This is a genomic window from Hydrophilobacter chitinilyticus (assembly GCF_049860745.1).
Taxonomy (GTDB): domain Bacteria; phylum Pseudomonadota; class Gammaproteobacteria; order Burkholderiales; family Burkholderiaceae_C; genus Rhodoferax_B.
The window spans coordinates 1467514-1480966 of sequence record NZ_CP187561.1; the positions used below are offsets into that span (position 1 = coordinate 1467514).

Consider the following 13453-nt stretch of genomic DNA (forward strand, 5'->3'; position numbering starts at 1 on the left):
GGTTATTTCTTGTAGGCGTCAACGATGGCGGCGCCGTCTGGGCCCGCAGCCTTCAGCCAGTCGGCTTGCATGATGCCGCCGACTTGGCGCATGTCCGCGTCCAGCTTGGCCGATGGCTTGTGGATCTTCATGCCGCGCTCGGTCAACAGGCGTTTGTATTCGTCGTTCTTTTCTTCAGCAACTTTCCAGCCACGCACTTCGGCATCAGCAGCGGCCTTCAACACGGCGGCCTTGGTGGGGGCATCCAAAGCGTCGAAAGACTTGGCGTTGACGAGGATGGCGTTCTTGGGAATCCAGGCTTGGGTGTCGTAGAAGTTCTTCAGGCTTTCAAACGTTTTTGTGTCGTAGCCGGTGGAGCCCGAGCTCATATAACTTTCGATCACACCCGTGGCCATGGCGGCGCTCAATTCAGCCTGCTGGATTTGCACCGGTTGGGCGCCAATCAGTTCTGCAATCTTGGCCGTGGCGGGGCTGTACGCGCGCCACTTGATGCCACGCAGATCGGCCACCGAGCTGATTTCTTTCTTGGAGTAAATGCCTTGTGGTGCCCATGGCACCATGAACAAAATCTTGATGCCTTGTGCGGCCAGCATCTTTTCCATCGTCGGCTTCGAGGCTTCATACAGCTTCTTGGCTTGCGGGTAGGTGGTGGCCAGGAAGGGCACGCCGTCCAGGGCGTAGATCGGGTTTTCGTTGGCGAAGTTGGCCAACAGAATTTCGCCGGCTTGCGCTTGGCCGCTTTGCACGGCGCGCTTGATTTCAGGTGCCTTGAACAGCGACGCGTTGGCGTGCACCGTGATCTTGACCTTGCCGCCCGTGGCCGCATCCACATCTTTGGCGAACTGGGTGATGTTCTCGGTGTGGTAGTTGGTGGCGGGGTAGGCGGTGGGCAGATCCCACTTGGTTTGCGCCATGGCCGAGGTGGCCGAGAGTCCAAAAACCGTGACCAGGCCCAGGGCCGTGGCAGAGAAGAGACGACGCTTCATCAAGGTGCTCCAAAAGTGGTTGGAAAATCGTGGAATCGATGGCGAAAATAGTTCGCAAAAATTGGCCCGAGAGCGGAGGATCAATGTATCTGTTTTGGTGCAAAACCCGCTAAGGGCTTATCCTCAATGTCGACAAACTATCAACAAATCACCTCCTGCATGTCTACAATAAATCGGCATGCACATCCCGTGCCAGACTCCACAGGAGAACTCCGAATTGGCCTCTAAGTCCACCCCACGCGCCAAGGGCGAGAACCCTCCCATCGTGTCTTCGGCCCACTTGGTGTCAGACCAAAGCGCCGAGATGAGCGAGTTTGAGTTTGGCCTGATCGTCGCCAGCAACGCCTTTCACCGCTGGGTGGTGCACTGCATGGCCGCTGCGGGCTTGAAGGATTTGACGCCGCTCGACGTGGTGGTGCTGCACCACGTGACGCACCGCGCACGCGACAAACGCCTGGCCGACATCTGCTTCATCATGAACGTGGAAGACACCCATTTGGTGAACTACGCACTGAAAAAGCTCTTGTCGCTGGGCGTGGTGGCGTCGCAGAAAAACGGCAAGGAAGTCACCTACGCCGCCACCGACAGTGGCAAGGCTTATGTGCAGCGTTACCGCGAAATCCGCGAGAGTTGTTTGATCGATGCGCTGCAGGCCGATGACGCGCTGAACCGCGACATCGGCGAGCTGGCGCGGCTGCTGCGCGTGTTGTCGGGCATGTACGACCAAGCCGCGCGGGCGGCGGCTTCTCTTTGAGAAAAAGAGGCTGCCTGCGGATAGTGGGTATGCTCAAACAGCTACTATTTTTATAGTTTAACTACGGGAGGCGCAATGCCTTGCCAAGCCTTGGTGGCCGCCAGCACGGTGGCCATTTGCACGGTGTGCGCAAAACGAAAGGCGTCGCCGTACACCGTCTCGTCAGGGAACTCGGTGATCAAGGTCACCGGCGCGCCGGGGCGGTTGACTTCGCTGATGGTGTAAGCCGTGCCATCCAACACCGGGAACGGCATGGGGCCGGCGTGCTCGGCGTACAGCGCCATTTGCTGCGCGTTGAAATCGACCAGGCCCGGCACTTCGCGTAGCGCCGCACACACCTGTTCCAGCAGCGCTTGCGCCTGTGCTTGCCAGCCCGTGTGGTAGCGCAAGATCAGGAAAAAGCCTTTGGGAATGGTCCACAAATCGAAGCCACGCGGGATGTAGCCCGACCAGGGCCGCGTCCATTCGTGCGCCGGGTAGCCGTGCAAGTTGAGGTGCAATTTGGCGCCAGAGAGGGCGAGGCCTTGTTCACGCGCCTCGCGTTCAAACAGCGGTGCCGTTTCACGGTACTCGATGTCGTCGCCCAAGGCGCTGTAGCGCGCCGCGTGGTGCATGTGTTCGCGGTGCTGCGCGCACAGTTCGCGGTGCATGGCGTAGCCGTCGGGATTCTCCAGGCCAATCAACGCGAAGTGGGCGCCGGGTTGCTGGTGCAGCACCTGCGCCGCGCGCAACACGCCGACGATGCCCGAGGTTTCGTTCGCATGTTGCCCGCCGCTGATCAGCACTGGCGCCTGGCTGCCAGCCAGGTAGGTGCCTTGCACCACACGCCCTTGGCGCGAAGTGGCGCTGAAGCGCTGGCCGCCAAGTTGTGCCATCTCTTGCGTGATGCGCGCGGGTGGCGGGGCCATGCCCAGCGCATCCAATGCCACGCCCTCGGTGGTGTCCTCAGGCGCGCAGGCGTCTTGCGCTGCGCTGTTGAAGCTGTTCAGCGTGATGCAGACACGCGGTGCGCCAAAGCGCACATCGGGCACGATCTGGCCGGGCTGCAAACGGCGGTCGCCGGTGGGGCGGCCGGAGTGGTGTTGAAAGATTTCCAGCAGCGAGAAGTAGAGGTCTTCGTGCAAGGCCTCCAAGGTGCTGATATTTTCTAACGTGCGGGGCACCACGCACTCAAAACCGGGCAGGTCAACGCGAATGTCGAGCCGCTCAAAATACGGCTCGGTCTGTGGCCACGGGTGTTGCTGCACGGTGCGCAGCACATGGGCGAAGAGTTGTTCTACGTCGGTGCGGTACGCCTCATCGAGCGCTTCTGCTGCACCACCCGTTGCAGGCACCGCGCGCAACCAGCCGATGGGCGACAGCACCTTGTGCCCCAGCGGGTCGAGCTGCAATTGGTTGGGGGCGAACACATCGTGTTGTTGCGTGCTGCCGTCCTTCAGGCTCAACGTCACCTGGTAGACCAGCGCTTCGCCGCCGGCCACGCAATGCAATGTACCGGGCGGCAGCAAGGCCGCGAGCGGGTAGGCTTCGAGCCAGAAGCGTTGCGCCGTGGCGGCGCTGTGCACGGGGTAACGCACGTGTGCCGAGGCGACTTGGCTCAGGTCCACCTCTTCCAGAAAGAAGTGCAGCAGCGGTTTGTAGGCGCTGCGCAGCCGGGCTTTGACGCCGGCTGCGGCCAAGGTCTGTTCGGCTGCACGGCGCGCTTCAGCGCCTTCAAACAGCCAGCCTTCAACACTTGCGCCATGCCAGGCCGGTTGGCTGAATTGGGCCACCCAGGCATCGAGCGTGCGGGGCAGGGTTTTGTCGATCAGGACGTTGGAGGTCAAAGCCATGTTCGAGGTCATCACAGTTTTCCGGTGGGGTCGAGGCGGTCGCGCAGCCAGTCGCCGAGCAGGTTCAGGCCGAGCACGGTGAGCATGATGGCCACACCGGGAAACACACTCACCCACCAGGCGTTTTGCATGTAGGTGCGGCCATCGGCCAGCATGCCGCCCCAGCTGGGGATGAGCGGATCCACGCCCAGGCCCAGAAAGGTCAGGCTGCTTTCCAGCAAGATGTTGTTGGCCACGTTGAGTGTCATCAAGATGATGACCGGGCCGATCACATTCGGCAGGATGTGGTGGCGCAGCATGGCCAAGTCGCGCACCCCAAACGAACGCGCCGCCTGCACAAACTCACGCTCGCGCACCGACAGCACCATGCCGCGCACCAGGCGCGCAAACTGCACCCACTGCGAGATGATCATGAAAAGGATGATGTTGGTGAGGCCGCCACCCAAGATGGTGATGAAGGTCAGCGCAATCAGAATGAAGGGCAGGGCGAGCTGCACGTCCACGCAGCGCATCAGCAGCATGTCCCAGAAGCCGCGGTAGTAGCCAGCGATCAGGCCGATGGCGATGCCGACGATGGACGCGCCCAGCGTGGACAAGAAGCCGACCATCAGCGAGATGCGGCCGCCGACCAGTACACGTGCCAACACGTCGCGGCCCAATGGGTCGGCACCCAGTGGGTGCGACCATGCGGCGAATGGCGCGGTCAGGCGTGCGCCCAAGTCCATGGCGGCACCTCGGTCGGGGAAGATCCACACCGAGAACAGCACCAGCAGCAACATGCTGCCGGTGAGGCCGGCGCCGAGCACAAATTCAAGGGAGCGCCAGGGGCTGCCGTGGCGGCTGGGTTTCACAGCAGTGGAGGCGCTAGCGGGCACCGAGGTGGGGGTTGCAGTAGGAGCGTTGGACATGGGTGCTGGCCTATTTTTATTTGCTGCGGATGCGTGGGTCGACCAAGCCGTAGGCAATGTCCACCAACAGGTTAGCGCAGACGATGAGCACCGACAACAGCGTGACGGTGCCCTGCAGCACGGGGTAGTCGCGGCCGGAGATGGCATCAAACGCCAGCGTGCCCAGGCCGGGCCAGTTGAAGACTTTCTCCACCACCACAATGCCACCGATCAGGTTGCCAAACTGCAGCCCGATGTAGGTGATGAGCGGAATGGCGCAGTTGCGCAGCGCGTGTTTGTAGAGCACCACACGCTCTTTCAAACCCTTGCTGCGCGCCACCATGATGTATTGCGCCGACAAGGTTTCCAGCATGGCGGTGCGCACCAGCCGCACGTTGGTGGCCGACAAGATGATGCCCATGGTCAGCGCCGGCATCACCAGGCTGGCCGGGCCGTCCCAGCCCGAAGGCGGCAGCAGCGGAAAGGTGATGGACAGCAGCAGCACCAGCATGATGGCGAGCCAGAAGTTGGGGAACGACAAGCCCACCAACGAGGTGATGCGGATGAACTGGTCCACCCCTTTGCCCTTGTGCACCGCCGCTTGAATGCCCAGCGGAATCGACACCAGCACCGACAGCAGCAGCGACACCAGCGCCAGTGCCAGCGTGGCCGGTGCGGCATCGAGCAGCAAGCGCGACACCGGCGTGCCGCCCATGAAGCTGTTGCCGAAGTCTCCGCGCACCGCGCCCCATAAGAAGTCGCCGTACTGCACCAGGAAAGGCCGGTCCAGCCCCAGGCCGGTACGGATGTTGGCCAGGTCTTCTTCGGTCACGCTGCCCGCGCCCTGGCTGAGCATGAGTGCGGGGTCACCGGACAAACGCACGGCATAAGACACGAACAAGGTGACGGCCAACACGACGAAGATCGCCTGCAGCAGCCGTTTCAACAAAAAAGAACTCATGGCTTGTGGCTAGTCTGGGGCTGGTAGTTAGGCTGCTTACTCGACCGTGGCTTCAGTGAAGCGGAAGCGGCCGTCGGCGGGCAGGGCCAGGTTCTTGGCGCGCTTGTTCAGGCCGTACACGGTGTTCAGGCTGTAGAGCGGCATTTCCAGTGCCTGGTCGGCGACGTAGCGGCCAATCTCTTGCAGCGTGACCTTGCGCGCGGCCTGGTCCCACGAGTTGCGCTGGGTGTGCAGCAGGGCGTTGAGCTTGGCGTCGTCGTCAAACGGGTTCCAGCGCTGCTTGGTGTAGTACATCGAGTAGGCGGTGTTGTCGTAGTCGAACGTCCAGCCGCCCCATTGGTTTTGCCACATCTCGCCGGTCTTGCCGCTCGGGATGATGTCGTTCAACAGCACGTTGGTTTCATACGGCTTGAGCGATACGGTGATGCCCACCGCACCCAGGTAACCGGCCACGGCTTGCGACACTTCGCGGAAGTTGCTGTCGGGGCCACGGAAGTCGAGCTGGATTTGCGTGCCCGGCTTCACACCCGCTTTTTGCAGCATGGCTTTGGCTTGTGTGGGGTTGTAAGGCAGGGGCCTCAGCGTGGGGTCGTAGCCAAAGGACAACTCGCCTTGGAAGCTGGCGATAGGCTTGGCGTGGCCCAGCAGAATCGACTTGATGATGGTGTCGCGGTCCACGGCCATGGTCAGGGCCTTGCGCACTTCACGGTCTTTCATGATGCCGCGCTGCGTGTTGTAGCGCAGCGCCAACGACACCGGGCCGTCCATGCTCACCACCGACAGCTTGCTGTCTTTCTTCAGCGTGTCGATCATCGACAGCGGGATCTGGTTGGCCACGTCCACGCGGCCGGCTTGCAGCTCGGCGGCTTGGGTGGCGGGCTCGGTGATGAAGCGGTAGACCAGGTTGTCGACCTTGGGCGCGCCGCCCCAGTAGTCGGCATTGCGCTCAAAGCTCAGGCTGACCTTGGGCTTGTATTCGCTGAACTTGAAGGGGCCGGTGCCCACGGGGTTCATGCCGAAGTACTGGCTACCTTTTTCCTTGATGTACTTGGGTGGCACGATCATGGCGCCGTAGCCGCTGAGCTTGGTGAGCAGCACCGGGTCGGGGCTCTTCAAGATCAGGTCTACGGTGTTGGCGTTGACCACCACCACCTTGTCGATCGCGTTGTAGTTCGATTGCTGCGGGCCCTTTTTGCCTTCTTCACCCAGCAGACGGTCGAAGGTGAACTTCACGGCTTCGGCGTCGAACGGCTCGCCGTTGTGGAACTTGACGCCCTGGCGCAGCGTGAAGCGCAGCTTGGTGTTCTTGTCGAGAAACTCCCACTTGGTGGCCAGGCCGGGCACGATCTTCATGTCGGGCGTGCGGATCACCAAGCCGTCAAACACTTGGCTGCCCACGGCGCCCCAGGCGACCAGGAAGGTGGCGATCGGGTCCCAGTTGCCCGGATCCTGGTGCAGCGCCACGGTGAGGGTGCCGGCGGCTTGGGCCGAAGGGGCGCCAAGACTGGCTGCCAAACTGGTGAGGACCAGACTGGACGTGGCAATGAGTTTCTTCAGCTTCATGGAATGCTCCTGGGGTGGGGACGTCAAACTTGGGAAAGAAATCGGGGAACGGGGGAACGGAAAACAGGTTGGGGCGGATTCAAGCAGCTTCGACCAACGCCACTTGGTGACCGGGCGACACTTCGCGCAAGGTGTGCGCGCGTGGCTCCTGGCCCACGCGGCGCACCGCGCTGGGAATCTCGCCTTCGATCAAACGCGCATCGATCAAGCGGCCGGGCTCGGCCACGGGCACGGCGGCCAGCAGCTTGCGGGTGTAGGGGTGTTGCGGGTTTTCAAAAATGCTTTGGCGCGGGCCAATCTCGACAATCTGCCCGAGGTACATGATGGCCACACGGTGGCTAATCTTCTCGACCACGGCCATGTCGTGGGTGATGAACAGGTACGACAGCTTGCGCTCGGCTTGCAGCGCCATCAGCAGGTCGATGATCTGCGCCTGGATCGACACGTCGAGTGCCGAGACTGATTCATCGGCAATCACCAGCTTGGGATTGCAGGCCAGGGCGCGCGCAATACACACGCGTTGACGCTGGCCGCCAGAGAATTCGTGCGGGTAGCGGTCGGCATGCTCGGGGCGCAGGCCCACACATTCCAGCAGCTCTTGCACACGCTGGCGAATGGCGCGTGGCTCGCTCAGCAGGCGGTGCGTCAAGATCGGCTCGGCAATGCTGAACGACACCGGCTTGCGTGGGTCGAGCGAGGCGTAGGGGTCTTGAAAGATGTACTGCACGTCCTGGCGCAGGCGGCGCTGCGCGGCGGCGTCCATGGTGCTGATGTCGTGGCCGTTCAGGTGCACGCTGCCGCCATTGCCCTTCACCAGTTGCATCAGCGTTTTGCCGATGGTCGATTTACCACTGCCCGATTCGCCCACCAGCGCCAAGGTCTCGCCGGGGTAGATGTCAAAGCTCACCGATTCGACCGCATGCACACGGTGGGTGACACGGCCAAAAAAATTGTGGCCTACGTCGAAGCGGGTGGTGAGCTTGTCAACCGTGAGCAGCGGCGCGCCGGGCGTCACGGTGTCTTGCACTTGCTCTACGCCCACCTCTTTGGGTTGGCCGTCTTCCAGCACCACCAGCGGCGTGCGCTTGGGCAAAGGCTGGCCGCGCAGGCTGCCGAGCTTGGGCACGGCCGAAAGCAGGGCGCGGGTGTAGGGATGTTGTGGTGCGTTGAAGATTTGCCCTACCGGGCCTTGCTCCACCAGTTGGCCGCGCCACATCACGGCCACGTCGTCGGCCATTTGCGCCACCACGCCCATGTCGTGGGTGATGAACAGCACGGCGGTGTTCAGGTCGCGCTGCAGTTCGCGGATGATGTTCAGGATCTGCGCCTGAATGGTCACGTCGAGTGCGGTGGTGGGCTCGTCGGCGATCAGCAAGGCGGGCTGGCAGGCCAATGCCATGGCGATCATGGCGCGCTGGCGCATGCCGCCTGAGAGTGAATGCGGGTAGGCGTCGAGCAGGCGTGCGGCGTCGGGCAGGCGCACTTTTTCCAGCAGCTTCAGCGCTTGGGCGCGTGCGGCGTTGGGGCTCAGGCCCTGGTGCAGCATCAGCGGCTCGGCGATCTGGTTGCCAATGGTGAACACCGGGTTGAGCGAGGTCATCGGCTCCTGGAAGATCATTGCGATCTCGTTGCCGCGCACCGTGCGCATGGTGTCGTCGTCTGCCTGCACCAAGTCGATGCGGCCACGGCTGGGCGACTGGAACGTAATCTCGCCGCTGGCCACGCGGCCGTTGGCGTAGTCGGTCAAGCGCATGATGGCTTGCGAGGTAACCGACTTGCCCGAGCCCGATTCACCCACCACGGCCAGCGTGCGGCCCGGGTGCACATCAAAGCTCAGGTTGTTGACCGCGCGGAACGTGCCGCCCGGCACCGCGAACTCCACGCTCAGAGACCGCACAGACAAAAGCGGAGAGGTGCTGGGCGTGGCGTTTGGGGTCATGGAGCGAACGATCGAAAGTGCCGGCTGGCGAACGAGGCGAAATTGCGGCCGAGACCGGCTGCCCCCATGGGCCGCACCGTGGCTCGGCAGTTGGCCTTTGCGGCGACCTTTGTCGCGTGGCATCAGCCCCCAAGGACGATTCGGTAATTTATTTATGTAAACAAATTGTCGACGAATTGTAGTTTACTTATCTACAATCGCGGCACGTTTATTGCGGAGCGGCATACGGCTTTTCCCGGTGCTGCTGCAATCTGCGGCGCGTCTTAGTGCCGCCTGCAAGAATGGTTCCAACCCGGCCCATTTCAGCGGATACGACCCCATTCAATCGGCCCACCAAGGAGGGTGACCATGGCAAAGAAACTTTGGCAATTCTGGATTGACCGCGGCGGCACATTCACCGATATCGTGGGGCGCCGCCCCGACGGCTGGCAGGTCACGCACAAGCTGTTGTCTGAAAACCCCGAGCAGTACCGCGACGCGGCCGTGGCCGGTATCCGCCATCTGCTGGGCCTGGCCGCCGATGCGCCCATTACTCCCGACCTGGTGGAGTGCGTCAAGATGGGGACTACCGTGGCCACCAACGCGTTGCTCGAGCGCAAGGGCGAACCCACACTGCTGGTCACCACCAAAGGTTTTCGCGACGGCCTGCGCATCGCCTACCAAAATCGCCCGCGCCTGTTTGACCGCCACATCGTCTTGCCCGAGCTGCTGTACAGCCGCGTGATCGAAGCCGAAGAGCGTGTGGGCGCCCAAGGCGAAGTGGTGGCGGCGCTGGACGAAGCGCACCTGCGCGAACACCTGTGGGCCGCGTATGACGCCGGCCTGCGCAGCGTGGCGATTGTGTTCATGCACGGCTACCGCTTCACCGAACACGAACGCACCGCCGCCCGTGTGGCGCGCGAAGTGGGCTTCACGCAGGTCAGTACCTCGCATGAAACCAGCCCGATGATGAAGTTCGTCAGCCGTGGCGACACCACCGTAGTCGATGCTTATTTGTCGCCCATCCTGCGTCGTTATGTCGACCAGGTGGCCTCGCAAATGCCGGGCGTGAAGGTGTTCTTCATGCAGTCCAGCGGCGGGCTGACCGATGCCCATGCCTTCCAGGGCAAAGATGCGATTTTGAGCGGCCCCGCTGGCGGCATTGTGGGCATGGCCCGCACCGCAGGCCTGGCAGGGTTTGACGACGTGATTGGCTTTGACATGGGCGGCACGTCCACCGACGTGAGCCACTTCCGTGGTGGCCTCAAGGGTGAGTTCGAGCGCGAGTTTGAAACCCAGGTGGCCGGTGTGCGCATGCGCGCACCGATGATGAGCATTCATACCGTGGCGGCGGGCGGTGGCTCCATCCTGGCGTTTGACGGCGCGCGTTTCCGCGTCGGCCCCGAGAGCGCAGGCGCCAACCCCGGCCCGGCCAGCTACCGCCGGGGCGGCCCCTTGGCCGTGACCGATGCGAACGTGATGGTCGGCAAGGTGCAGCCGGCTTACTTCCCCAAGGTGTTTGGCACGCAGGCCAACGAGGCGCTCGACGCAGACGTGGTGCGTGGCAAATTCGCCGAGTTGGCCGAGCGTGTCGGCCGCAAGCCTGAAGAAGTGGCCGAAGGTTTTATCGAGATTGCCGTGCAGCAGATGGCCAACGCCATCAAGAAAATCTCGGTCGCACGAGGCTACGACGTCACACGCTACACCCTGCAATGCTTCGGCGGCGCCGGTGGCCAGCACGCCTGTTTGGTGGCCGATGCCCTGGGCATGACGCGGGTGTTTGTGCACCCCTTGGCCGGGGTGTTGAGCGCCTACGGCATGGGCCTGGCCGACCAGAACGTGATCCGCGAACAAGCAGTGGAGTTGAAGCTGACCGCTGACGCGCTGCCACAAGTGGTGGCGCGTCTGGATGCGCTGGCTGATACCGCCAAGGGCGAACTGCTGCGCCAGGAAATCAACTCGGGCGACATCACGCTGCATCGCCGTGTACACGTGCGCTACGACGGCAGCGACTCGGCGCTGGTCGTGCCTTTTGCAAATGATGCCGACGTTGCCAACATTACGGCCGGCTTTGAGGCCGCCTACCGTCAACGCTTCGCCTACCTTATGCATGGCAAGGGTTTGGTGGTGGAAGCGGTGTCGGTCGAAGCAGTCGTTGCCGGTGATGCATCGGCCGAAGCCACGCATACGGTGCACCCCGAGCGCGAAGTGCCGCGCCGCGACACGGTGCGCATGTACTCCGGCGGTGCCTGGCACGACGCCGCCTTGGTGGTGCGTGAGGACCTGCGCCCTGGCGACAGAATCGTTGGCCCGGCCATCGTCGCCGAGAAGAACGCCACCACCATTGTGGAACCCGAGTGGCAAGCCAAGCTCACCGAGCTGGATCACCTGGTGTTGGAGCGTCGTGTCCCGCGCAAGGTAACCTACGCGCTGGGCACCACGGCCGACCCGGTGCTGCTGGAAGTGTTCAACAACCTGTTCATGAACATTGCCGAGCAGATGGGCCTGCAACTGCAGAACACCGCTTACTCGGTGAACATCAAGGAGCGCCTGGACTTCAGCTGCGCCTTGTTCGACGCCGAGGGCAATCTCATTGCCAACGCACCGCACATGCCGGTGCACTTGGGCTCGATGGGCGAGAGCATCAAGACGGTGATCCGCGACAACGTGGGCAACATGCGCCCCGGCGACGTGTTTGCGCTCAACGACCCCTACCACGGCGGCACCCACTTGCCAGACGTGACGGTGATCACGCCGGTTTACTTGGGCACGGCGCCTGGCGAAGAGCCGATGTTCTACGTCGGCGCGCGTGGCCACCAGGCCGACATTGGCGGCATTACCCCCGGCTCCATGCCCCCGTTCTCCACGCGCATTGAAGAAGAGGGTGTGCAGATCAACAACTTCAAGCTGGTGGCCGAAGGTGTGTTGCGCGAGGCAGAAATCATCGCCCTGCTGGAAAGCGGCGAATACCCCAGCCGCAACCCGCAGCAAAACCTGGCCGACTTGAAGGCGCAGATCGCCGCCAACGAAAAGGGCGTGCAAGAGCTGCGCAAGATGGTCGACCAGTTTGGCCTGGATGTCGTGCGCGCCTACATGAACCACGTGCAGGACAACGCCGAAGAGTCGGTGCGCCGCGCGATCACGCTGCTGAAAGACGGCAACTTCACGCTGCCGCTGGACAACGGCGCGCAGATCCAGGTGGCCATTCGTGTCGACGCGGCCAACCGCAGCGCCGAGATTGATTTCACCGGCACCTCAGCGCAGCAAACCAACAACTTCAACGCGCCCACCGCCGTGTGTATGGCTGCGGTGTTGTATGTGTTCCGCACGCTGGTGAACGACAACATTCCGCTGAACGCGGGTTGCCTGAAGCCGTTGCGCGTGATCATTCCCGAAGGCTCCATGCTCAACCCCGCACCGCCGGCTTCGGTGGTGGCAGGCAACGTGGAAACGTCGACTTGCATCACCAACGCGCTGCTGGGCGCCTTGGGTGTGATGGCGGCCAGCCAGTGCACGGTGAACAACTTCACCTTTGGCAGCGCGAAGTACCAGTATTACGAAACCATTTCCGGTGGCAGCGGCGCGGGCCCGGTGTTCGACGCGCAGGGCCATGTGGTGGGCGGGTTCAATGGCACGAGTGTGGTGCAAACGCACATGACCAATTCGCGCATGACCGACCCCGAGGTGCTGGAGTTCCGCTACCCGGTGCGGTTGGAGAGCTATGCCATCCGCAAGGATTCGGGTGGCAAAGGCGAGTGGACGGGCGGCAACGGCGGCATCCGCCGCGTGCGCTTCCTGGAGCCGATGACGGCCAGCATCTTGTCGAACGCCCGCCTGCGCGGCGCGTTTGGCTTGGCTGGTGGTGCGGCGGGTGCCGTGGGCATCAACCGTGTGGTGCGGGCCGATGGGCGCGTGGAAGAGTTGGCGCACATTGGGCAGGCCGAGATGCAGCCGGGTGATATTTTTGAAGTTCACACGCCGGGTGGCGGCGGTTATGGTGAGCCTGCCAAGCGTAAGTAAGCTCAGACAAGCTTAGCGTTAGAAAAGACAAAACCCGCCGAGGCGGGTTTTGTTTTGGGCGCTGCTGTTGCAGTTATTGCGGCTGAGCTTACTTCTTGGCTGCGCTGGCGGCTGGCGCTGGTGTGGCCGGGGCCGCCATCGTGGCGGGTTTGGCGGCTTCAGCTTTGGCTGGAGCAGCGGGGGCGGCAGGCGCAGCAGGTGCAGTGGCGGTCTTGGTGTCCTTCTTGGCGTCGGCTTTTGCGTCAGCTTTTGCTGGTGCGGCGCCCTTGAACTTGCTGCCGTTGACCGTCAAACCTTCATCGGAAAACTTCTTTGCATTCGCTTCGCCGATGCCCTTGGTACGTTCAATGAAGTCGTCCCAGCTCTTGAAGTTACCCTTCTTGCGCTCGTCCAGAATGTTGGTGGAGGTTGCGGGGCCGATGCCCTTGATGCCGTCCAGGTCGGCGGCGCTGGCCTTGTTCACGTCCACGGCAGCGAAGCTGGCTGCGGCATACAACATGGCTACAAGAGCCAGAATCTTTTTCAGCATAAG

Annotated in this window: 9 protein-coding genes; 2 read left to right on the top strand and 7 right to left on the bottom strand. The window is 62.6% G+C overall.

The window, feature by feature from the left end; genetic code table 11:
• Window positions 1–2: 2 nt before the first annotated feature.
• Window positions 3–986, bottom strand: a complete 984-nt coding sequence (locus ACPWMG_RS06650; RefSeq protein ID WP_483303867.1) for a TRAP transporter substrate-binding protein — start codon at window positions 984–986, stop codon at window positions 3–5.
• A 178-nt stretch (window positions 987–1164) separates the two neighbouring features.
• Here ACPWMG_RS06650 and ACPWMG_RS06655 point away from each other — a divergent pair, with 178 nt between their 5' ends.
• Window positions 1165–1740, top strand: coding sequence for a winged helix DNA-binding protein (locus ACPWMG_RS06655; protein WP_483303868.1), 576 nt, complete (start codon window positions 1165–1167; stop codon window positions 1738–1740).
• Between the two features lie 50 nt (window positions 1741–1790).
• Here ACPWMG_RS06655 and ACPWMG_RS06660 read toward each other — a convergent pair whose 3' ends face one another.
• The 5 genes from ACPWMG_RS06660 to ACPWMG_RS06680 form a co-directional block, all read right to left on the bottom strand.
• Window positions 1791–3584, bottom strand: coding sequence for a M14 family metallopeptidase (locus ACPWMG_RS06660; RefSeq protein WP_483303869.1), 1794 nt, complete (start codon window positions 3582–3584; stop codon window positions 1791–1793).
• Entirely contained in the window at window positions 3584–4480 is an 897-nt protein-coding gene (locus ACPWMG_RS06665; RefSeq protein ID WP_483303870.1) for an ABC transporter permease, read from the bottom strand. Before ACPWMG_RS06665 ends, ACPWMG_RS06660 begins: the two co-directional genes overlap by 1 nt.
• Before the next feature lie 16 nt (window positions 4481–4496).
• Entirely contained in the window at window positions 4497–5420 is a 924-nt protein-coding gene (locus ACPWMG_RS06670) for an ABC transporter permease (RefSeq protein ID WP_483303871.1), read from the bottom strand.
• 36 nt (window positions 5421–5456) lie between these two features.
• Window positions 5457–6983, bottom strand: a complete 1527-nt coding sequence (locus ACPWMG_RS06675) for an ABC transporter substrate-binding protein (protein WP_483303872.1) — start codon at window positions 6981–6983, stop codon at window positions 5457–5459.
• Between the two features lie 79 nt (window positions 6984–7062).
• Window positions 7063–8922: an ABC transporter ATP-binding protein gene (locus ACPWMG_RS06680; protein WP_483303873.1), complete on the bottom strand. Its 1860-nt coding sequence runs from the start codon at window positions 8920–8922 to the stop codon at window positions 7063–7065.
• A gap of 348 nt (window positions 8923–9270) precedes the next feature.
• Between ACPWMG_RS06680 and ACPWMG_RS06685 the strand changes: the two genes are divergently transcribed.
• Entirely contained in the window at window positions 9271–12921 is a 3651-nt protein-coding gene (locus ACPWMG_RS06685) for a hydantoinase B/oxoprolinase family protein (RefSeq protein WP_483303874.1), read from the top strand.
• Between the two features lie 88 nt (window positions 12922–13009).
• On the opposite strand, the gene ACPWMG_RS06690 is transcribed toward ACPWMG_RS06685, so the two are convergent.
• Window positions 13010–13450: a ComEA family DNA-binding protein gene (locus ACPWMG_RS06690; protein ID WP_483303875.1), complete on the bottom strand. Its 441-nt coding sequence runs from the start codon at window positions 13448–13450 to the stop codon at window positions 13010–13012.
• Window positions 13451–13453: the final 3 nt, after the last annotated feature.

Coding starts and splice junctions, on each gene's coding strand:
- ACPWMG_RS06680 (WP_483303873.1), bottom strand. CDS start 8,922: ATGACCCCAAACGCCACGCCCAGCACCTCTCCGCTTTTGTCTGTGCGG.
- ACPWMG_RS06670 (WP_483303871.1), bottom strand. CDS start 5,420: ATGAGTTCTTTTTTGTTGAAACGGCTGCTGCAGGCGATCTTCGTCGTG.
- ACPWMG_RS06655 (WP_483303868.1), top strand. CDS start 1,165: ATGCACATCCCGTGCCAGACTCCACAGGAGAACTCCGAATTGGCCTCT.
- ACPWMG_RS06650 (WP_483303867.1), bottom strand. CDS start 986: ATGAAGCGTCGTCTCTTCTCTGCCACGGCCCTGGGCCTGGTCACGGTT.
- ACPWMG_RS06665 (WP_483303870.1), bottom strand. CDS start 4,480: ATGTCCAACGCTCCTACTGCAACCCCCACCTCGGTGCCCGCTAGCGCC.
- ACPWMG_RS06685 (WP_483303874.1), top strand. CDS start 9,271: ATGGCAAAGAAACTTTGGCAATTCTGGATTGACCGCGGCGGCACATTC.
- ACPWMG_RS06675 (WP_483303872.1), bottom strand. CDS start 6,983: ATGAAGCTGAAGAAACTCATTGCCACGTCCAGTCTGGTCCTCACCAGT.
- ACPWMG_RS06660 (WP_483303869.1), bottom strand. CDS start 3,584: ATGACCTCGAACATGGCTTTGACCTCCAACGTCCTGATCGACAAAACC.
- ACPWMG_RS06690 (WP_483303875.1), bottom strand. CDS start 13,450: ATGCTGAAAAAGATTCTGGCTCTTGTAGCCATGTTGTATGCCGCAGCC.